Source organism: Phenylobacterium sp. (assembly GCF_013911965.1).
In the GTDB taxonomy this organism is placed as follows: domain Bacteria; phylum Pseudomonadota; class Alphaproteobacteria; order Caulobacterales; family Caulobacteraceae; genus Phenylobacterium.
This window is the reverse complement of sequence record NZ_JACESE010000011.1, coordinates 47,996-67,509: the sequence shown is the minus strand read 5'-3', so window position 1 is coordinate 67,509 and position 19,514 is coordinate 47,996. Positions and strand designations below refer to the sequence as shown.

Sequence of the window (19,514 nt, the reverse complement as noted above, 5' to 3'; positions counted from 1 at the left end):
ACGTCCCAAAGGCGCCGGCCGTTCCTCAGGCCGTGCGAAACGCGGTGGATCGGTCCTGGTGATCGGCGCCCTGGCGCAGGCGTCCGGCCGCTCTATTTCTGAAGTCGGCGCCCTCTTGAGACTTGGCTTCAGGGGATGGGACTTGAGTGACGATCCATACAAGGTCCTGGGCCTGAACCGTCAGGCTTCGCAGGACGATATTCAGAAGGCCTATCGCAAGCTCGCCAAGAAGCATCACCCGGACCTCAACCCGGGGGATCGCTCGGCGGAAGAGAAATTCAAGCAGGTATCCCAGGCCTATGACCTGCTGGGCGACGAAGAAAAGCGCCGCCGGTTCGACCGCGGCGAGATCGACGCCCAGGGCATGGAGCGGCCGCAGCACCGCTACTATCGCGAGTACGCCGACGCCGCCGCAGACCACCCCTACGCGAGCCGCGCGGGCTTCGACGACTTCGCCGACAGCGACGACATCTTCTCGCAGTTCTTCACGCGGGGCGGCGGAGACCGGTTCCGCAATGTCCGGATGCGCGGGGGCGACATCCGCTACCACCTGCGGGTCGATTTCCTCGACGCCGTGCGCGGCGCACGTCGCACCCTTACCCTTCCCGACGGATCACCGATGGACATCGAAATCCCGGCCGGCGTCGAGGACGGCCAGGTGCTGCGGGTCCGCGGCAAGGGCGCGCCGGGCCTGAACGGCGGCGAGCCGGGAGACGCCTTGATCGAAATGGAGATCGGCGAGCACCCAGTGTTCCGGCGGGAGGGCCGGGACATCCACGTCGACCTCCCGATCTCGATCGACGAGGCGGTGCTGGGCGGCAAGGTGGAGGTGCCGACGCCCACCGGAAACGTGACCATGACGGTGCCCGCCGGCGCCAGCAGCGGGCGAACGCTGCGGCTCCGGGGGAAGGGCGTCCAGGGCCGGACCAAGGGCGACGAGCTGGTCCACCTCAGCGTCGTTCTGCCTGAACGCATCGATCCGGAACTGGAAGACTTCATGCGGCGCTGGCGCGAGCAGCACCGCTACGACCCGCGCCGGCCGATGAAGGGAGCAGCGTGATGTTGGGCGAAACCGAAGTGATCAGGCTGATCCAGGGTCTCAGCCGCCGCCGGCTCAGGCAGTGGGTGCAGGCCGGCTGGGTGCTGCCTGCGCGGGGCGAGCGGGGCGCAAGCTTCAGCGAGATCGACGTCGCGCGGGCCCGGCTCATCCTGCACCTGCAGCGGGACATGAAGATCGGCGCTGACGCCGTGCCGATCGTGCTCTCGCTGATGGACCAGGTCTATGGGCTGCGCCAGGAGCTCCGGCGGCTGGCGCGCGCCGTGGAAGCCCAGCCGGACACGGTCAAGCACGCGATCCTGCGTTCGGCGGGCGGAGGCTCGTCCCGGTGAAAGCTTCGCGAGCTCGTCGCATCGCTGCACTTGATCTCCATCAAGTCCAAGCCGGGCGACCGCGGCAGCATCCGTGGGGATGGAGCCGATGATGACCATGCTGCAGGCAACCGACACCGCGGCGGCGAGCGACGCCGCGGTGGAGTCCTCAGACCGGCCGGCCGAAAACCCCGCGAGGAGCGCAGGCCAGCCGGACGTCACGCTGTTCGAGGTGGCGCCGGAGGGGCGTTCCTGGCTGATCAAGCATAACCGCGGCGTGCTCGGTCGTGTGTCCGACAAGGCGGAGGCGATCCAGATCGCCATCGGGCTCGCGGCCTGGTGCGAGTCGGAAGGGAGGCTGGTGAGCATCCAGGCGAACTAGGTGTCGGCGGCGCGTGAGTTCGACCATGCCTATTCGGGCCTGATAGCCGATCTCGGCGGCACCAACGCGCGGCTCGCCTTGGTGGACCGCAGCGGGCGCGTGCACGCGCGGCGGGCCTACCGCGCCACCGAGTTTACATCGGTCGAAGCCGTCCTCGGGCGCTACCGCGAAGACGCCGCCGTCCCGGGCTTCCCGTCGGCCGCCGTGCTTGGCGTCGCCGGTCAGGTGGCGGACGGGCGGGCTCGGTTCACGAACCTCGATTGGGAGGTGGATGCGCGCGCGCTCCGCGAGACCTTTGGGTTCAGGACCCTGGAGCTCATCAACGACTTCGTGGCCCAGGCTCTGGCCGTGCCGGAGTTGGCGGACCAGGACTTGCGGCCGCTGGGTCCGCCGCGCTCGCGCCAGCCTGGGGTGGTCGCGGTGATCGGCGCCGGCACCGGCTTCGGCGCGGCCGTCTTGGTCCCCGGCCGTGACGGCGACATCCCCATCGCGTCCGAGGCCGGCCACACCGGCTTCGCGCCGACGGACGAGGTGGAGCTGGACCTCTGGCCTGAAGGCGCGTCATGGCCGGGTATCGATCGAGCGGGTCCTTTCAGGACCGGGGCTGGTCGCGATCTATGAGCGCTTCTGCGAGGCCAGCGGCGCCCGCCCGGCAGCCACCCAGCCCGCGCAAGTGGTGGCCGCGGCCGGGGAGGGGAACGCTGCAGCGTGCGAGGCGCTGGAGCGGTTCGTCAGGATCTATGGACAGGTCGCCGGCGACCTTGCGCTCACCTTCGGCGCGTCGGGCGGGGTCTATCTCTCCGGCGGCATCGCCCCGAAGATCTATGAGTGGCTGAACACCGGCGCCTTTCGGACGGCGTTCGAAGGCAAGGGGCGGCTCACCGCCTACCCGCAGAAAATCCCCACCTTCCTGGTGACCCATCCCGATCCGGGCCTGCTCGGCGCCGCGCGCAGGCTGCGCCAGCTCCAGACGGCCGACGCGACGCCCAGCGCAAATGGTGCGGCTTCGCGCGTCAGACCTGTCCCGAGACGTCCTTCAGCCCCGACGAGGGCATGCCGCTCGCAGTCCAGGCCTGAAGGTCGCTTCTCACCCCCCTGACGAGTGCGTTCGCCTCAGGGTGCTCGTCGGCGACGATGAGGCGCTCCACCACCTCGAGCCGCTCGGCCAGCTCTGTCAGGTCCGCCGCCCCGTCGACGGGCAGGCGCCCGATAAGGGCGTCCCGCTTCTCGAAGAGGACCTCCAGACAACCGTCGATATCGCGCAGCTCCCGCGCCCAGGGCAGCGCCTGCTGTTCGGCCGGCGACAACTCGCACCATCGATGCTCTCGCACCAGCCAGGCCTCGAGTCGGGCCCAGCGCGTCTGCAGGCGCTCGATCTGGGCGTCGATGCGCAACCAGCTCCGGACGAGATGGCCGCCGGTCGGGCTCCGAAGTTCGGGCGCGGCCGGCGGGAGGCCCGCTGGGCCGGCGATCGGTGCGGCGACCGGGACGGCGACGGCCGAAGCGCCCGCCAGGAGCGTGCGGCGCGACACCGCGCGCACGGACGCGCCGCCGCTCTCCGCCTGACGACGTGAGCCCATGACCTGAACCTGCTAATCACGAGAGATTAGTTTATGATCATACTCCGGGCGGCAGGCTGTCAAATTAAAATGCTCACGGGAGATAATATTCTGATCACGCCATGCTGACGGCTGCGCAGATCCGCGCGGCCCGGGCTCTGCTCGGCTGGAGCCAGCCGGCCTTGGCCGCAGCGTCCGGGCTCTCGCTGCCGACCATCGTCAGAATGGAGGGTCGCCAAGGGCCCGGCCGAAGCGCTGCGGCGAACGTGGACGCTGTCCAACGGGCGCTGGAGGCGGCCGGCGTGGCCTTCATCACCGCGGACGCGGCGACCGGCGCGGGTCCAGGCGTTCGACTACGGGATGGCGGCTAGCCGGCCGGCGATCGGAGACCAAGGGGACGGCTTGCCCCGCGACGCATGGAGACGCTGATGTGCGGAAGGTTCGACACCTCGCACCTCTACTGGCGAGACATTCATGAGCAGCTCTCGGGCTTCGGAACGGTGAAGACCGAGCCCCTGAACCTCCAGCCCGATCCGGACGTGCGCCCGACGACGCCGCAGCTCACCGCGCGCTGGGACGGCGAGGGCTGGCAGCTCGAGAAGATGCGCTGGGGCCTGGTCCCGTTCTGGCGCAACGGCAAGCCGCTGAAGGACACCGTCAAAGGGGCTGACGACGGCTTCAAGCTGACGACGTTCAACTGCAAGGTCGAGACCTGCCACAGCGCCAGCACTTTCCGCGACGCCTTCGCCAAGCGCCGCTGCATCGTGCCCGCCAGCGCCTGGTACGAGTGGACCGGGGAGAAGGGCGCCAAGGTGAAGCACCGTTTCGCCCGCGCCGACGGCCGGGCGATCTGGTTCGCGGGCCTCTGGGATCGCTGCGCCACCCCTGACGCCGGCGAGATCCGCAGCTTCACCATCCTGACCGGCCCTTCGGCGGGCTGGCTCTCGCAGTACCACGACCGCGCGCCGGTGATCCTGGAGCCGGAAGAATGGAGCGCCTGGCTCGATCCGGCCCAAGACGCGGAGGCCCTCTTCAGGGCGGTCCGTCCCGAGCGGTTCGAACTGCGCGCGGCCTGAGCGGCGGCAGCTTGGTCTCGAGCCCGACGGCGGCCGCCGCACCCATCGGCCGAGTGCGGCGGCCCCGGGTCAGGCGGCTTGCTGGGCCAACTCCGGGCCGTTCGGCGTCAAGGTCAGCTCGCCGTCGCCCTGCGTCACCCGAACGCTCGCGCCGTCTCGCACCTCGCCCTTCAGGATCATGTCGGCGAGCGGATCCTGCAGGTAGCGCTGCACCGCCCGCTTGAGCGGACGCGCACCGTAGACCGGATCGTAGCCCACGCGGCCGAGCCAGGCGCGCGCCTCGTCGGTGAGCTCGAGGGTGATCTTCCGGTCCGCCAGCAGCTTCTGCAGCCGCTCCACCTGGATGTCGACGATCGGTCCCATGTGCTCGGCGGCCAGCCGGTGGAAGAGGATGATCTCGTCCAGACGGTTCAGGAACTCTGGCCTGAAGTGCGCGCGCACGACCTCCATCACCTGAGGCTCGACGCTCTCGACGTCCTGGCCCTCCGGCAGGTTCGACAGGAAATGGCTGCCGAGGTTGGAGGTCAGGATGATGAGGGTGTTGGAGAAATCGACCGTGTGGCCCTGGCCGTCGGTCAGCCGCCCATCGTCGAGCACCTGCAAGAGGACATTGAAGACGTCGTTGTGCGCCTTCTCCACCTCGTCGAAGAGCACGACCTGGTACGGCCGACGCCGCACGGCTTCGGTCAGCACGCCGCCTTCCTCGTAGCCGACATAGCCGGGCGGCGCGCCGATCAGGCGGGCGACGGCGTGCTTCTCCATGAACTCCGACATGTCGATGCGGACCATGGCCGTGTCGTCGTCGAACAGGAAGCCGGCCAGCGCCTTGGTGAGCTCGGTCTTGCCCACGCCCGTCGGGCCGAGGAACAGGAACGAGCCGAGCGGCCGCTGCGGGTCCTTCAAGCCCGCGCGGGCGCGGCGGACCGCCTTGCTGACGGCGGAAATCGCGTGCGACTGCCCGATCACCCGTTTGCCGAGCGCGTCTTCCATGTGGATGAGCTTCTCGCGCTCGCCTTCCAGCATCTTGTCCACCGGGATGCCGGTCCAGCGGGAGACCACGCCCGCGATGTCCTGCGCGGTGACCTCTTCGCGCAGCATGGCGCCTTGGCTCGCGGCCTGGGCGTCGGCGAGCTGCCGCTCCAGCTGCGGGATCACCCCGTAGCTGAGCTCGCCCGCCCGGCCGAGGTCGCTGCGCCGCTGCGCCTGCTCGAGCTCGAGGCGCGCTTGGTCGAGCTGTTCCTTGAGCTTGGCTTCGGCCTGGATCTTTTCCTTCTCGGCCTGCCAGCGCTGGGTGAGGGCGGCGGCTTCCTCCTCGATCTCGGCGAGCTCCTTTTCGAGGGTGGCGAGCCGGTCCCTGGAGGCGGCGTCGGTTTCCTTCTTGAGAGCTTCGCGCTCGATCTTCAGCTGGATGATGCGCCGATCGAGGGCCTCGATCTCCTCAGGTTTGGACTCCACCTCCATCCGCAGGCGCGACGCGGCCTCGTCCATGAGGTCGATCGCCTTGTCCGGCAGGAAGCGGTCGCTGATGTAGCGATGGCTGAGGGTCGCGGCGGCGACGATGGCCGCATCGGTGATCCGCACCCCGTGGTGCAGCTCGTACTTCTCCTTCAGCCCGCGCAGGATCGAGATGGTGTCCTCGACCGTGGGCTCGTCCACATAGACCGGCTGGAAGCGGCGCTGCAGGGCGGCGTCTTTCTCGACGTGCTTGCGGTATTCGTCCAGCGTCGTGGCGCCGATGCAGTGCAGCTCGCCCCGGGCCAGGGCGGGCTTCAGCAGGTTGCCGGCGTCCATCGCCCCTTCCGATTTGCCGGCGCCGATCAAGGTGTGCATCTCGTCGATGAAGAGGATGATGCCGCCTTCGGCCCCCTTGACCTCGTCTAGGACGCCCTTCAGGCGCTCCTCGAACTCACCGCGGTATTTCGCGCCGGCGATCAGTGCGCCCATGTCGAGGGCCATCAGCTTGCGGTCACGCAGGGTGTCCGGCACGTCCCCGTTGGCGATCCGGATGGCGAGGCCTTCCACGATCGCGGTCTTGCCCACCCCTGGATCGCCGATCAGCACCGGGTTGTTCTTGGTCCGCCGCGCCAGGATCTGCACCGTGCGCCGGATCTCCTCGTCCCGGCCGATCACCGGGTCGAGCTTGCCGGCGCGGGCCGCCTCGGTGAGGTCGCGGGCGTACTTCTTCAGCGCCTCGTAGCGGTCTTCGGCGCTGGCGGTGTCCGCCAGCCGGCCGCCGCGCAGCGCATCGATCGCCTTGGACAGCGCCTCCGGCTTCACGCCGGCCGCCGACAGGACCCGTCCGGCCGGGGAACTTGCCGCGATGGCCATCGCCAGCAACAGGCGCTCCACGGTGACGAAGCTGTCGCCGGCTTTCTGTGCGACCTGTTCGGCCTGGTCGAGGAGCCGGATCGCTTCATTGTCGAGGCCTGGCGGCTGGGAGGCGCCCGCGCCGGTGACGGCGGGGATCTTCGCGAGGGCCGCGTCGACCTCGCGTCCAGCCAGCTCCGGAGTGCCGCCTGCCGAGCGGATCAGGCCGGCGGCCATGCCTTCCGGGTCCTCGAGCAGGGCCTTCAGGATGTGCTCCGGCGCGATCCGCTGATGGTTGAGGCGGACAGCCACGCTCTGGGCGGCCTGCAGCATGCCCTTAGCGCGGTCGGTGAATTTCTCGAGGTTCATGAGACTCTCTCCTGCCGCTTCTTCGGTGTTGAGTTAGGGCGCTCGCTCCGGCGCGCCAGACGTGGCGAACGGCGCGATGCGACCACGTGAACGGCGGGGCGCGAGCCCGCCGCCAGCGAGCTCCGGGGCGAGGAGCGGGCCCCGAAGCTCGCCGCGCGTCTTCTAGGACTCCGCCTGCTTCTGCTCGCCCTTCAGCCTCGCCACCACGTCTTTGAGGCGGGTCTGCATCCGTTCGAGCGCCGCCTCGATGTCCGACCCGGACTTGGCCCCGCCCTCCAGGCTTCGGATCTCCGCCAGCAGCGCTTTGCGGGTGTCCTTGTCGCCGTAGCCAAGATCTTCCGTCCGTTCCAAGGCCTCGCGCGCCGCCGTGAGATGCTGCGCCCGGCGTTGCGCATCCTTGTCGGCCTTCGCCGCGTCCACGGCAGTCTGAGCGACGACCAGGGGGAGGGGCGTCACTTCGTCGATCATCACCAGGGTCGAGCGCGCCCGAGCCAGCACGTCGGCGGCCTCGGCGTTCTTCTGCTGGTCGAGCAACGCGGCGGCCTGGGCCAGGGCGGCCGGATAGGTCCCGAGCGGGATGTGGTAGGTGCGGACGCGGATTTCGCTTCTCAGCGAGTCGAGGATCAGCCGCGCCTTGGGCAAGTCGTCGGCGATCACCGACAACTGGAGGCTACGCCGCATCCGCTCGATCCGATCCTCGTCCGCGGGCGCGGAGTCGATCACATGGACCTCCGCGGAGGCGGGGATCAGCGCATTGGCCGGATTGCGGCCGACCAGGATCTGCGCCTTGCCCGCCGCCGCCTCCAGGGCGGCAAGCGCGCCGGGGCGGTCTCCGGCCGCAATGCGCGCTATGGCGCGGTCGGTCTCGGCGAGGACGGCGATGGCCTCCGCATCCAAGGCGCCCTCGGCCGCGGTCTCGGCCTCGGCGCGCTGGCGCTCGTAAGGGCCCGCGCGGGAGCCGGCCGGCGCCGCCGCTGGCGCGCCCGTCGCCGCCGGAGCTGCGGGACTGTCACGCCATGGCCTCCAGACCAGCAGTGCAACCACGACCAAGACCAGGATGACGCCAAGTACGATCCAAACTCGCTTCGAGCGCATGTTCTCCTCCTGAGGCCGGCCCAGCTGGCTGGGCGCGGGGTCACGAAAACGCGCCCGACTGTCGCCGCTCCCGGAGGGCGCAGCTTGACCGGCGTCAAGTTGGAGGGCTCGCCGCCGCATCCGGCGTGACGCGCCCGGGTCAACTCCAGATCGCGCTGAGGGGATTGAACGGGCCCCCGCCCGCCCTTTCTTGACCAAGGTCAAGATGGGTCGCGCCCCGCGCTCCTCCTCTTACGTCGGAGCCGGCGCAGGCGGGACCGACGGATGGTTGGGAGCAGACTTAGATGAGCTTGAAGCAGATACTGGTGCAAGCGGGCGTGGACGAAGGGGCTGGGCGGCGCGCGGCGATCGCCGCCGACCTGGCGAGCCGTTTCGACGCCGACCTTGCGAGCGTATTCCTCTCCCCCGCCGCGCCCTCGGTCTATCTCGGGGCCAGCGCGGAAGTCACCCCGCCAGCCTCGGTGATGAAAGACCTCACCGAGGCCCACAATCGGACTGTGCTGGCGAACGCCAAGGCTGCGAAGGCCACGCTGGAAGGCGCAGCGAGCGGGAAAGCGATCGCCTGGCGTGAACTGGATGGCGGCGCGCCCAACGAGCTCATCGAAGCCGCGCGGGGGGCTGACCTCCTCATCATGCCCGGGCCGCCCGAGAACACCCGCGAAGGCGTCTTCGCCCCGGCCGACACGGTGGCGCTGAACGCCGGCGGACCCGTCATCGCCGTTCCAGACACCAGCAACGCCACCCGTGTTGGCCGCAACATCCTCGTAGCCTGGAACGGCAGCCGGGAGTCGGCCCGGGCCCTGAGAGACGCCCTGCCTCTGCTGAGCAAGGCCGATCAGGTCTCGGCGGTGATCGTGGACCATCCAGCGGCCGCCCGTGACGCCGAGCAGACGCTTCAGGCCCTCCTGCAGCGCCACGGCTGCCGGTCCGTGAACCTCCAGCGCCTGCCCGAGGGCGGCCGCCCGGCCAGCGAGGTGATCCTGCAGCACGCCGCCCACGTCGCCCAGGCGGATCTGATCGTCATGGGCCTCTACGGCCATTCGCGGATTCGGGAGTTCATCCTGGGCGGGGTCAGCCGCGAGATGCTGGACGATTCGCCCATTCCCCTGCTGCTCTCGCACTAGCGCCGGGGTGGACGATGGAAGGTCGCTACTGCCCGACGAGACGGGCTGCGGTCGCGTCGATCGCCGTTGTCGCCGGCCTCGGACCGGGGTTCGCCTTGGCGCAGGCGCCGTCGGCCAAGGTGTTGGTCGACGCGGCGAAAGCCGCAGGGAAAGTCGGCGAACAGGCGGATGGCTTTCTCGGCTTCGTCACGACGCCGGCCGATGCGGCGCTGCAAGCCGCCGTCGAGGAGATCAACGCCGGGCGGCGGCGTGTCTATGAGGAAACGGCCAAGCGCAACGGCGTGACGCCCGAGGTCGCCGGCGTCGCCGCGGCCAAGGCGCTGCGAGACACCAAGCTCAAGCCGGGTGACTACTACAGGGACGTCGACGGCGTCTGGCGGCGCAAGTAGCCCCGCGGCCCAGGGCGTAGTCCCTTCGGCGTTTGCGGCGCTATCGCTCGACGGGCGTACGGTCGCGGCCATCCGCCCCCTCGCGCAGCGGCATGGTTGACGCCATCTTAAGCCCTGGCGCCGAATGGTCGGGGCCTCGGAATTCCACTAACGTCCCGCGGGGCATCGAAGACGAATCGTCATGGCGCGCGGCGAGCTGATGAAGAAACTGCTGGCGAGCTACGGCCGGGACGACGAGTTCCGGGCCGTCGCCGAGCAGATCATCCTCGAAGAGGAACAAAAGAACAACCGCGTGCTCGCCCGCTCGCTTCGCAAGACCCTGGATAACGCCCAGCCTGGGACGCCCGCCCCGAGGGCCCTGGCGCCCCTGATCCCGTTCCCGGACGCCGCCAGCGACTTCGTCGAGCGGGTCGAGCCGGAGCACAATAAGAACGACATCGTGCTCAGCGATGAGAACGTGCGCGTGTTCGTCGACCTGATCCACGAGTTCCGCCGAGGGGACGAAATCCGTCGGCGCGGCCTCGAGGTTCGCTCGAAGCTGCTGTTCTGCGGGCCTCCCGGGTGCGGCAAGACCCTCTGCGCGGAGGTGTTCGCAGCCGAGCTCGGGCTACCCCTCTACGTGGTCAAGATCGATCGGCTGATCTCGTCCTACCTTGGCGAGACGGCGGCCAATATCCGCAAGATCTTCGAGTTCGCTCGGAAACAGCCCTGCGTCCTGTTCCTCGACGAGTTCGACGCCCTGGCGCGGTCGCGCGACGACACCAGCGAGCACAATGAGCTGCGGCGCGTGGTCAACAGCCTGCTGCTGTTCATCGACCGCATTCGTCCCAAGGGCTTCATGATCGCCGCGACAAACCTCGACCAGTCGCTCGACCCGGCGATCTGGCGCCGCTTCGACGAGGTGATCTGGTTCGACAAGCCCGACCGGCAGATGATCGAGCGGTTCCTGAAGCTGAAGTTCAAGAACGTGGCCCTCGACTTCGACCCGCTCGCCCAAGCCGGCAAGCTCGAAGGCTATTCCTATGCCGAGATCGAGCGCGTCTGCGTCCAGGCCATCAAGTCGGCCGTCATCCATCGGCGCAAGACTGTCCGCGAGCAGGACCTCCGCCGCGCCATCGCCGATGAGGTTCGCCGCCGATCCGGAAGGGCTCGCCTGAAGGCCTCGGACTGAACAACCCGGCATGCCGCGACACGACCACTTGCGGCTCGTCCGCCTGCCTGAGCAGCTGGAGCGCCGCAAGCGGCCTGGCGGCGGCGGCGCGCCCGCGCGGGATCCGGGTCACCACAGCGGCCGGCTCGAGGCCGAGCTCACGGCGGCGGTCGAAGAACAGCAGCGCCGCCGTCGACCGGAGTTCGTCGATCCGTCCCTGATCCTGCGTGTGCGCATGAACGGCATGACGCTGGAGGAAGACTGGGAGCGGCTCGGCCTGACGGTGCTCTCCACCGATGAGGACAAGACGCTCGTCCTGTTCGCTTCCGAAGATGACCTGCGCGGCTTCCGCGAGCGCCTCGCCGCCTATGCGCGGGGCGTCCCAGACGGGCAGGCCTCACCAGCGTACAGCGGGTTCATCAATCGGGTCGAAGAGATCGCCGCGGTGACCCCTCGGGACCGCATCGGGATCCGCCTGCGCGAGGAGGGCTTCTCCGCGCCTGCAGACTTCGCCGATGGTCGCGAGTTCGTCCTGGACCTGGAGCTCTGGGACTTCGGGCGCCGTGAGGCGCGAACGCGCAAGCTCGACCAGATCGCCGACTATATCGAGAGGCGGGAAGGGGAGGTCCTGGACCGCTATGTCGGCCCATCGATCACGATGTTGAGGCTGCGCGCCGACGGGGCGGTCGTCAGGACGCTGCTCGATGTGGAGGAGGTTGCGGCTCTCGATCTCCCGCCTGAGCCGGACGTGGCCATCGGCGAGGCGTTGAACCTCACGCTGGAAGAGCTTCCGGCCCTCGCCCCCTTGCCGGACGACGCGCCCGTCATCGGCGTCATCGACAGCGGGGTGAATGATCACCCGCTGCTGGCCGACGCGATCGTGGGAGCCATTGGTGCGCCGGCGAGCCTAGGCACAGCCGACGAGTGGGGCCACGGCACCCGGGTGAGCGGCGTGGCGCTGTTCGGCGACCTGCGGGCGCAGCTCGAGGCCGGACAGCTCGCGAGAACCGCCAGGCTGGCCGTCGCCAAGGTGATCAACGACCGCGGCGGCTTCGACGACCGTCGCCTCGTGCCGACCCAGATGCGTGAGGCGATCGCCGGCCTCCACGGGCGGTTTGGCTGCCGCATCTTCGTCGTGGCGCTCGGTGATCCAAAGCGCCCGTATGACGGCGGCAAGGTCGGTCCCTGGGCGCAGACGCTGGACGAGCTGGCCCGCGAGCTCGACGTCCTAATCATCGTCTCGGCCGGAAACCGCGCGCCGCGCGGCGGCAATCGGATCGAGCAGGCGGTGACAGAGTACCCGGGCTATCTCACCGAGCCCGCCAATCGCATTTGCGAGCCGGCCGGCGCCATGAACGTCCTGACCGTCGGCGCCTTGGCGCACGGGGAGGGGCTGGGGCCGGAGTTCGCCGACGACGTGCATGTTCGGCCGATCACGCGGGCGCTGGAGCCAGCCCCGTTTTCCCGCGTGGGCCCGGGGATCGGGGGCTCCACGAAGCCGGACCTGGTGGATGTCGGCGGCACGATGGTGTTCGACCCTATGGTTGGGCGGCTGCGCCTCGGCGAGGATCTCGCTTCCGCCGGCGTGCTCACCCTCCATCATCGCTTCCTGGACCGTCTCTTCACCGCGGGCTCCGGCACGTCATACGCAGCCCCCCTGGTGGCGTCGAAGGCGGCGCGGCTCCTGGGCCGGTTCCCGAACGCGTCAGCCAATTTGATGCGGGCCCTTCTCGCCGGCGCCAGCGAGGTCCCGCAGCCGGCGGAGCTGCGGCTGCAGCCGCTGGGCAACGACACCGTGAGGGCGGTTTGCGGGAATGGCCGGCCCGACGCTGAACGCGCCGCCTACTCGGACGACCATCGCGTGGTCCTGTTCGCCGAGGACGAGCTGCCACTGGACCATTTCGCCGTCTATCAGGTCCCCATACCCGAACTCTTCCAGGGAGGAGGGCGGCGCACCATCCGGGTCAGCCTCGCCTACGATCCCCCGGTCCGCCATACCCGCGCCGACTATGCGGGTGTCGGGATGAGCTTCCGCCTGGTCCGCGGGTGTGATCCGGCGCTGATCTTCGATCACTTTCGCCGTCGCACCCAGGCGGAGGGTCGCCGCCCCGATCTCGACAATCGGTTCAACTGCGGCATGGAGCCGGGGCCGCGCGAGCGGGAACGGAACACCGTCCAGACCGCCAGCGTGACGTTCACGCGAGACACCGATGCCTATGGCGGCTCCTACCACCTGGTGGTCCGATGTGAAGCCGGCTGGGCGGCCTCGTTCGAGACGCGCCAACGCTTCGCCCTCGTGGTGGAGATGCAGCACCAGCCCGAGGTTCAGCTCTATGCCCGCCTCCGCGCCCAGGTTCGCCTGCCCGCCTGAAGGCGATCCGGGTCGCGCTGCAGTCGATCTCGATCTGCCCCTCCGCATGCTTGGCTCAGCCGCAGCACGAACCCTGCCTTCAGCCTCTTGTGGGCCCACCCAAGCGACCTAAATCGACCAAGGCTACGCTTGCGCAGGAGAGGAGGAACAGCGGTGCTTCATCCCATTTCGGTCGTCCCCACGGGGGCGGGTTGGATGGTGCAGTCTGAACAGCTCGCCGCGCCGCTGGTTTTCCGATCGGGCGCGATGGCGGAAGACGCGGCCTGGCGCATCGCACGGGCGCTCACGGACAAGGGCGCCTGGGCGGAGATCAAGGTGACCTCACCCGACTACGTTCGGCTGAGCCGCTTTCTCTGTCCCCCGGCGTCGGTCGGCGACGGGTCATGTACGCTCCCAGAGTTCGCCACGGCGGCGTGAGGAAAGGAACGTCGGGCGAGGCGAGGTCGCTCGGTCTCTAGGCTTGGGACCGGCCGAGACGCGCACCTATATACCTCTGCCCGCTCCCACCCATGTCACCGTCGGCCTGTCTCTACGCGGGCGGTCGGTCCCCGCGTGATAGACCATGTCATCATCATCGGCCCCGAGTGAAACGCCGGACGAGGTGCTGGCCCGCTTCGATCGCGCCGGCGGTCCTGTCGACCTGACGGACGTGGCTGAAGCGCTGCGAGCCGGTGCAGCCGAAGGTGAGCCAGAGCTATGGAAGGCCGATCGGCTGGCGGCCGAAATTCGGCCGTATCCCGGCAACCCCAGCCCTTGGGGCGGTTATTTCGGACCACGCTTCAGCGCCACCTATGAGAATGGCGAGGTCGTGGACAGCCCGCCTCTGGCGGCTGTGGACGCCGACGTGCTGGACGCTTGGCGGCTACGCGCCGATGGGCTCACGACACCCACCTTGAAGGCCCATTACGCCGACTTGATCTGGGATCTTGGGCCGAAGGTGCTGACCGGCGCGCGGCGCGAACCCCACTTCGCGCGATTGGCCATTGATGCTTACCGCGCGGCGAGCGGCGTTCCCTCCGAGCAGCGTCTCCACGCCTTCATGCGCCTACGCCGCGCGCTCGGGCTTGCCATTCAGCTGGATGATCAAGCCCTTGTGGACGCGATCCGGGCCGAGATCCTGCAGCTCCACGGGGTGGCGCTGAGCGAAGGCGAACTCTGGTGGCAGGCCTACGACATCCTCACGGAGCAGCGGAAGTCCGGCTTGACGGAGGCGGAGAGGACGCACCTCGTCGCGGACCTGGAAACCGTGCTCGCCGGCTACGCCGACGCCGCAGACCCGAAGCGCTTCGACGTTCACTTCGTTGAACGAACGGGCGAGCGGCTCATCAAGCACTACCGTCAGTTAAAGCAGAGCTCCGACGAGAAGCGCATTCACGCGATCATCGCCCGCGCCCGCGAACACCATGCCAGCCGCGCCGAGGCGCTCGCCGCCTCGAGCGTGCTCAACGACAGCATGGAGTCTTATCGGAAGGCCGGGCTCGCGGACGATGTCGAGCGGGTCCGCCGCCTCATGCAGGCCAAGGTCCGCGGAGCCCGCGACCAGATGGCGGAAATCAGCCAGGAGGTCCGCATCTCGTTCGACGAGGTGGAGGCGTTCCAGGCGCGGATCGTCGAAGGCACGGTCGTAGATGCGTTCGCTCGCATCGGCGCCGAGTTCATGCTGCGCCGAGCCCAGCTCGAGGAGCAGCTGGCGACGATCGGAGACGCCGCGCCGCTGATGGCGATGATCCCGCAGCAGATCATGGGCGAGGACCACGTCGTCGCCACCGTCGGGAGCATCGAAGACGACCCCTATGGCCGCGTCCTTCGGCACGCCCACTTCAGCCTCAGCATGAACACCCCCTGGCTAGGGTGGGCGCTCGAGGCCGCGATCGAGCATTACCAGTTGCACGCCGGCCACTTCGTCGCTTGGAGCAATAGGGCCGGGCTGTTTGGCGACGGCGCGCTGTTGTCCGACGGACTGGAGGCTTGGTTCGAGGGCGACCACGTGAAGGCGGTGCATGTGCTGGTGCCGCAGATCGAACGCGGTTTCCGCAGTCTGATGGGCCTGATTGGCCGGCCGACGAGCAAGCCGCACCCCAAGTTTAAGGGCGCGCAGGTGGCGGTGACGATGGGGGACGGGCTCTACAGCAAGGAGACCGTGGCGGCGCTCGGCCAACACGGACCCGACCTCGCGGTGCATCTCGCAACGCTTTACGCCGATCCGCGCGGCCCAAACCTCCGCAACGAGGTCGCCCATGGCCTGCTTGCTCGCGATCAGATGGAGCAACAGACGGTTCTCTGGCTGGTCCAGACCGTCGTGCTCCTCGGCCTGTGGCGCGCTCCTGGTGCCGCGGCGACCGCCGAAGGGAAAGCCTCGTCGTGAACCAATCGCTTCAATCTTTGACCTCAGGCACCGAGCTACGAATCACTGGCTGAACTAAGCTCCAGCCGACGTTCGAGGTTCTGATGCATCCTGCTCTGAAACGGCTGATCGAAGCCAACGCCGAACTGACAAAGGCGCAGCAGGCGCTGGAGTCCGCCCAGGACCAAAGGCGCGCCTGCGCTCTACAGCTGTCCGAAATCGAAGATGAGGCTGAGCGGTGGCAGGCGGCGCTGTTCGCCTACGCCAAATTCGGGAAGGGGCTCAGCCTCCAGCTCGCTGAAGCTGCGACGGGCCTGCCAGGCCGGCGCGCCCAATCCACCTTTCTAGTACGCGCAGGGCGCAAGGAGCACCAGCCCAAGGGACACGGCGGCGGTTCAGTTCAACCTGCGGAGCCCATGACGGAGTGGCCGGCGCCTGATGCGCTCGAGAGGGAGCTCATCCGTTCCCACATCGCACATGGACAAGCCTATTGGATCGATAAGGGCCTTGGATGGGGGAACGTCAGGATCGCCCTCGAGCCTGAAGTGGCGGAGGAATACCTGGTGAATCCGACGGGCGCCATGGCGCGCCAAGCTGGCCTCAGCCGTGAGGACTTCGTCGAGTGGCTCTCTTCGGAGGGGTCGATCCGCTGCGAGGGCGTCACTCTGAGCGGCGCCAGGTGCAAGGCTGGCGTTGTCGGCGTTTCGAGCCAGCTTCCTGTGAAGGCTTGGAAAGAGGCCAAAGCAAGAGGCGGCTACTGCGGCCGCCACGGCGGATGAGCCACGGAAGGTGAAGATCTGGCGAACCTAATGGTATATCAGAGACATTCATCAGCATTGGCTGAAATTACCAAGCGTTCCTATTAATATTTCCGATAAGATATATTAGGCGATAATATGATCTCGCGCCCGTATGAGCGCGCGCTTGCTCAATTTCGAGGAGAAAACTTGAACTGAAAGCTCACACCGCACGGCCGCGTAGCCGCACCCCCTGCAGCCGTTACATGTAGAAGCTGTAGCTGACCTGAGGCTTTTCGCCCGCGGCGACGTACTTCATGATGTCCCCGATCTTCCGGGCGCACTCCAGGGTGATCGGCAGCCGACCGTCCATCTGGGTGTTGTTCCAGTTCATCTTCGTCAGCCCCAAGATTTCATCGCAAAGGCTCTCCAGCGACGAGTCCTGCTCGTAGACCGTTATCTTGAGCGGGCTGGGCACATACATGCCGGGGTAGGTCTTGTAGAAATCAACCGTGCCGCGGGTATAGAGCACGCCCTCGGCCTCGGAGATCGTCAGCAGCGTGCCGCGCTTCGGCGGATAGTCCTTGTCGCCGAACAGCCGAATGTCGGTGTCTGTGATCGCGACGAAATCCTTGGCGCGGATGCCCTTTTCATCGAGGGCGCGTAGGAACCCTTTTCGCTCGCTGTCCCGGAAGTGACTCGACTTGTGGATCACGATCCGAGCCGGCATGTGCTCCAGAGCTCGGTCGTACTCGTCGAGCGCATCGCGCAGCAACTCGTAGGCCTGATCCTCGCTCAGATACGGGTGCCGGTTCCTCTTGTCGATCGACACCGGCGTCCCGCGCAGAATGATCCCGTGCCCGAACTCGTCGAAGACCTGCGCCAAGCTTGACGACACCGTCTCCCCGTCCCGGCTCTTGTAGAACCCTATGCCGATGTAGCACGACCTAAGCTTCGCCTTGTCCTCGACAAGCCGCCAGGGAATCGTCCGGTTGCCCTTGTAGTAGAGCGCGGTGCAGAAGTTCCAGGCCTTAGTCGCGGCGTCCTGCTGGTCGGCGACGTGCTTGGTGAACACGATAGTCTTCTCGCGCACCAACTGTAGGGGCGTGCCAAGGTGCATGCACCGGGCCTTCAGGATACGCCTGAAATTGTGCTCAAGCTCGCTTTCGTTCTCTTCGTCGCCGCTGGCCATCGCCGTCATGGAGTCGAACATCTCGTTCGGCACCACGCAGACGATGACGTCCACGGACCTGTTCTCGGCCAGGAAGCGGATCTGCTCGTAATAGAGCTCGACGGCCCGCTCCACCCGGTCCGGGCGGGACGTGAGCTTCATGACCGCCGAGATCTCCGACTTCTTGAGAGTTCGGGTGTACTGCGGCGAATTGATGAGCCGGGTCAGGAATCCGTAGCTCTGATTGATGCCGCCGAAGCCGCGGAAGAGGTTCAGCAGCTGCGATTCTTTCTTGCGCTCGATCCCTCCGCGGCACCGCTCGAGCCACTCATCAAGAAGGTCGATCCCCTCCCCGCGGCCAACCACCCCAATGCGCAGCTCCGTGCGTCGCAACTCGTCGCGCTGGTCGTAGACGCCCATATGCTCAATCCCGGTCCGCGGGCAGATGTGCGTGCCGGTGCCGAACTCCAGCAGAGGCTCGGTGAGGGTGGTGAGCTTCATGCCGCTGCGCCTTCCGCAAGGTCTGCGGCGCCGGCATCGCCCTCGCCGGCCCCCGTTTCGTCCGCGTCGTGGACGTCGAACTCGACGAGGGAAAGGAAAGCCAATCCGCTGTCCGGGTCGCCGCGGGTGTTGGACAAGAAGTAGGCGACGAACCGCACCATGTTGCGGACGGTCTCATTATGCTCCAGGCGCTTCTGCTGGGACAGGAGATCGTCGTGCCAGTTCGATCTGCGGTAGGCGTCGTAGGAATAGAACCAGCTCGGCACGATCTGCGCGTACCAGGTCTCCCCCAGTTTCGTGAACGAGAGCTCGAACGACAGATGCTGGTGATGGGAGACCTTTGACGGGTCCTTCCTCTGGTACTTGAGCTCATAAACGCGGCGGGTCGACGTCTTCTTCCCGACCCAGGTCTCCTTGCGCTCCAGCTGCCCCTCCGCCGTGGGCACAAAGTAGAACACCCCCTCTTGGGTCTGCAGCCGCACATGGCGCGGCTTGAGCATCTCGCGGGTCTCGGCGGCGAGCAGTTGCTTGAGGATGTTCACATTGTCCGGCTCGGGCGAGTCGGCGAGGTCTGAGACCTGGAGTCGCTCGACCGACCCGGGGTCGACGACGCTGTTCAGGCCGCACTGCTCGATATCGTGGAACGAGAAGAGCTTATTGTCGTGGCAGACCCACGCGTCCGTCTCCACGCCGTTCAACAGCAGGGCCATCTTTGCGATCGACCTCCGGCCCCGCGCCTTGCCCTTGTAACCGAGCTCCACCTTAGCCCGCGCGATCACGGCCTCATCGTCGATGGAAAGCTCGGCCACATGGACGGCCGGCGGGAGCCGGATCTCTTGAAGGTTGGACGTGATCGCCGTCGGTGCCGCCACGCTCTCGGTGCTGAAGCTGATGTAGGCGTCAACTTCGCCCAGGATGTGCTTGAACTCGGCCAGCACCCGTTCCTGCGCGGCGAGCCTCAGCCCAGACACCTGCCCGAGCAGGTCGGTGAGGTCGATAATGTGCTTCTTACAGTTGAACGCGAACCGCCCGCTCAGCAGCTCGTTCACCGAAGCCTGGCTGTACGAGGCCTGCTTCCTGGCGAGCATGAGGATGAAGAGCTCGTCGAAGGTGTTGTAGTAGGCCCGGTCCATGAACTGTCGGACGGTGAACTTCACCTTTTCGAGGGTAGTCGACGAGGTGACCTGGAAGGCGACGCGGTCGTGGTCGTCTCCAAGGTCGATGCCAGGGAAGTTCTTTTGCTTCCGGTTCAGGTTGACGAGGTGCGGTAGGTTGTAGACCGATTTCAGGATGGGGATGAACGCATCCTCAAGCGCGAGGTTGATGTCGGTCCGCCCCTGGGCGGTCGCCAACTCTACCTGGACGACAATGCGGCTGACCACGTCGCGGAGCTGATTCTCGATTTCAAGCTGCCTCATCCCTCGTCCCCGGTCCCACGAACAGCAGGTCAAACGATGGGAACGCAGTGAGAACACTTCAAGGGGGCGGGGCAACCTGTCACAGCCGCTCCTCACCCTCCGCCGCCGAGGGCCAAAGCGCTGCCGCGGTTGCCGTCGGTGGGATACCGAGCC

Annotated in this window: 16 protein-coding genes and 1 pseudogene; 12 read left to right on the top strand and 5 right to left on the bottom strand. The window is 67.5% G+C overall.

Going from position 1 to position 19,514, the window contains the following annotated elements; all coding sequences use genetic code 11:
• The first annotated feature begins 58 nt into the window (after positions 1–58).
• From H2041_RS12450 to glk, 4 genes and pseudogenes are all read left to right on the top strand, one after another.
• Complete coding sequence (locus H2041_RS12450) at positions 59–1,060, top strand: DnaJ C-terminal domain-containing protein (protein ID WP_293413080.1); 1,002 nt, start codon at positions 59–61, stop codon at positions 1,058–1,060.
• Entirely contained in the window at positions 1,060–1,389 is a 330-nt protein-coding gene (locus H2041_RS12445; RefSeq protein ID WP_293391498.1) for a chaperone modulator CbpM, read from the top strand. The genes H2041_RS12450 and H2041_RS12445 overlap by 1 nt, the downstream gene beginning before the upstream one ends.
• Positions 1,390–1,480: 91 nt before the next feature.
• Positions 1,481–1,750 carry a hypothetical protein gene (locus tag H2041_RS12440; protein ID WP_293413078.1) on the top strand — a complete coding sequence of 90 codons (270 nt, stop codon included), beginning with the start codon at positions 1,481–1,483 and terminating at the stop codon, positions 1,748–1,750.
• Positions 1,751–2,849 (top strand): annotated as a pseudogene (gene glk / locus H2041_RS19110) (glucokinase).
• Here glk and H2041_RS12430 read toward each other — a convergent pair.
• Positions 2,764–3,330, bottom strand: a complete 567-nt coding sequence (locus H2041_RS12430; protein ID WP_293413074.1) for a helicase — start codon at positions 3,328–3,330, stop codon at positions 2,764–2,766. The pseudogene glk and the gene H2041_RS12430 overlap by 86 nt on opposite strands.
• Before the next feature lie 407 nt (positions 3,331–3,737).
• Here H2041_RS12430 and H2041_RS12425 point away from each other — a divergent pair, with 407 nt between their 5' ends.
• The gene (locus tag H2041_RS12425; protein ID WP_293413072.1) at positions 3,738–4,385 is read left to right on the top strand and encodes an SOS response-associated peptidase; all 648 of its coding nucleotides are present in this window, start codon (positions 3,738–3,740) and stop codon (positions 4,383–4,385) included.
• A gap of 69 nt (positions 4,386–4,454) precedes the next feature.
• Here H2041_RS12425 and clpB read toward each other — a convergent pair whose 3' ends face one another.
• Positions 4,455–7,061, bottom strand: a complete 2,607-nt coding sequence (clpB, locus tag H2041_RS12420; RefSeq protein ID WP_293413070.1) for an ATP-dependent chaperone ClpB — start codon at positions 7,059–7,061, stop codon at positions 4,455–4,457.
• 162 nt (positions 7,062–7,223) lie between these two features.
• The gene (locus tag H2041_RS12415; RefSeq protein ID WP_293413068.1) at positions 7,224–8,156 is read right to left on the bottom strand and encodes a YfdX family protein; all 933 of its coding nucleotides are present in this window, start codon (positions 8,154–8,156) and stop codon (positions 7,224–7,226) included.
• Positions 8,157–8,440: 284 nt separating this feature from the next.
• Between H2041_RS12415 and H2041_RS12410 the strand changes: the two genes are divergently transcribed.
• From H2041_RS12410 to H2041_RS12380, 7 genes are all read left to right on the top strand, one after another.
• Positions 8,441–9,280, top strand: coding sequence for a universal stress protein (locus tag H2041_RS12410; RefSeq protein WP_293413066.1), 840 nt, complete (start codon positions 8,441–8,443; stop codon positions 9,278–9,280).
• 14 nt (positions 9,281–9,294) lie between these two features.
• Complete coding sequence (locus H2041_RS12405) at positions 9,295–9,669, top strand: YdbL family protein (protein ID WP_293413064.1); 375 nt, start codon at positions 9,295–9,297, stop codon at positions 9,667–9,669.
• 181 nt (positions 9,670–9,850) lie between these two features.
• Positions 9,851–10,840, top strand: coding sequence for an ATP-binding protein (locus H2041_RS12400; protein ID WP_293413062.1), 990 nt, complete (start codon positions 9,851–9,853; stop codon positions 10,838–10,840).
• Between the two features lie 10 nt (positions 10,841–10,850).
• On the top strand, positions 10,851–13,190 hold the full coding sequence (locus H2041_RS12395; protein ID WP_293413060.1) for a S8 family peptidase: 2,340 nt from the start codon (positions 10,851–10,853) through the stop codon (positions 13,188–13,190).
• A 195-nt stretch (positions 13,191–13,385) separates the two neighbouring features.
• Positions 13,386–13,607: a hypothetical protein gene (locus tag H2041_RS12390; protein WP_293413058.1), complete on the top strand. Its 222-nt coding sequence runs from the start codon at positions 13,386–13,388 to the stop codon at positions 13,605–13,607.
• Between the two features lie 145 nt (positions 13,608–13,752).
• Complete coding sequence (locus H2041_RS12385; RefSeq protein WP_293413056.1) at positions 13,753–15,555, top strand: DUF4209 domain-containing protein; 1,803 nt, start codon at positions 13,753–13,755, stop codon at positions 15,553–15,555.
• 83 nt (positions 15,556–15,638) lie between these two features.
• Positions 15,639–16,313, top strand: a complete 675-nt coding sequence (locus H2041_RS12380; protein ID WP_293413054.1) for a hypothetical protein — start codon at positions 15,639–15,641, stop codon at positions 16,311–16,313.
• Between the two features lie 220 nt (positions 16,314–16,533).
• Here the strand turns inward: H2041_RS12380 and H2041_RS12375 are convergent, their stop codons facing one another.
• Positions 16,534–17,943 carry a hypothetical protein gene (locus H2041_RS12375; protein ID WP_293396183.1) on the bottom strand — a complete coding sequence of 470 codons (1,410 nt, stop codon included), beginning with the start codon at positions 17,941–17,943 and terminating at the stop codon, positions 16,534–16,536.
• The gene (locus tag H2041_RS12370; protein WP_293396186.1) at positions 17,940–19,361 is read right to left on the bottom strand and encodes an SMEK domain-containing protein; all 1,422 of its coding nucleotides are present in this window, start codon (positions 19,359–19,361) and stop codon (positions 17,940–17,942) included. Before H2041_RS12370 ends, H2041_RS12375 begins: the two co-directional genes overlap by 4 nt.
• Between the last annotated feature and the right edge of the window lie 153 nt (positions 19,362–19,514).

Bases quoted from the DNA above. Each gene is read 5' to 3' on its own strand.
- H2041_RS12445 (WP_293391498.1), top strand. From the start codon at position 1,060: ATGTTGGGCGAAACCGAAGTGATCAGGCTGATCCAGGGTCTCAGCCGC.
- H2041_RS12440 (WP_293413078.1), top strand. From the start codon at position 1,481: ATGACCATGCTGCAGGCAACCGACACCGCGGCGGCGAGCGACGCCGCG.
- H2041_RS12430 (WP_293413074.1), bottom strand. From the start codon at position 3,330: ATGGGCTCACGTCGTCAGGCGGAGAGCGGCGGCGCGTCCGTGCGCGCG.
- H2041_RS12425 (WP_293413072.1), top strand. From the start codon at position 3,738: ATGTGCGGAAGGTTCGACACCTCGCACCTCTACTGGCGAGACATTCAT.
- clpB (WP_293413070.1), bottom strand. From the start codon at position 7,061: ATGAACCTCGAGAAATTCACCGACCGCGCTAAGGGCATGCTGCAGGCC.
- H2041_RS12415 (WP_293413068.1), bottom strand. From the start codon at position 8,156: ATGCGCTCGAAGCGAGTTTGGATCGTACTTGGCGTCATCCTGGTCTTG.
- H2041_RS12410 (WP_293413066.1), top strand. From the start codon at position 8,441: ATGAGCTTGAAGCAGATACTGGTGCAAGCGGGCGTGGACGAAGGGGCT.
- H2041_RS12405 (WP_293413064.1), top strand. From the start codon at position 9,295: ATGGAAGGTCGCTACTGCCCGACGAGACGGGCTGCGGTCGCGTCGATC.
- H2041_RS12400 (WP_293413062.1), top strand. From the start codon at position 9,851: ATGGCGCGCGGCGAGCTGATGAAGAAACTGCTGGCGAGCTACGGCCGG.
- H2041_RS12395 (WP_293413060.1), top strand. From the start codon at position 10,851: ATGCCGCGACACGACCACTTGCGGCTCGTCCGCCTGCCTGAGCAGCTG.
- H2041_RS12390 (WP_293413058.1), top strand. From the start codon at position 13,386: ATGGTGCAGTCTGAACAGCTCGCCGCGCCGCTGGTTTTCCGATCGGGC.
- H2041_RS12385 (WP_293413056.1), top strand. From the start codon at position 13,753: ATGTCATCATCATCGGCCCCGAGTGAAACGCCGGACGAGGTGCTGGCC.
- H2041_RS12380 (WP_293413054.1), top strand. From the start codon at position 15,639: ATGCATCCTGCTCTGAAACGGCTGATCGAAGCCAACGCCGAACTGACA.
- H2041_RS12375 (WP_293396183.1), bottom strand. From the start codon at position 17,943: ATGAAGCTCACCACCCTCACCGAGCCTCTGCTGGAGTTCGGCACCGGC.
- H2041_RS12370 (WP_293396186.1), bottom strand. From the start codon at position 19,361: ATGAGGCAGCTTGAAATCGAGAATCAGCTCCGCGACGTGGTCAGCCGC.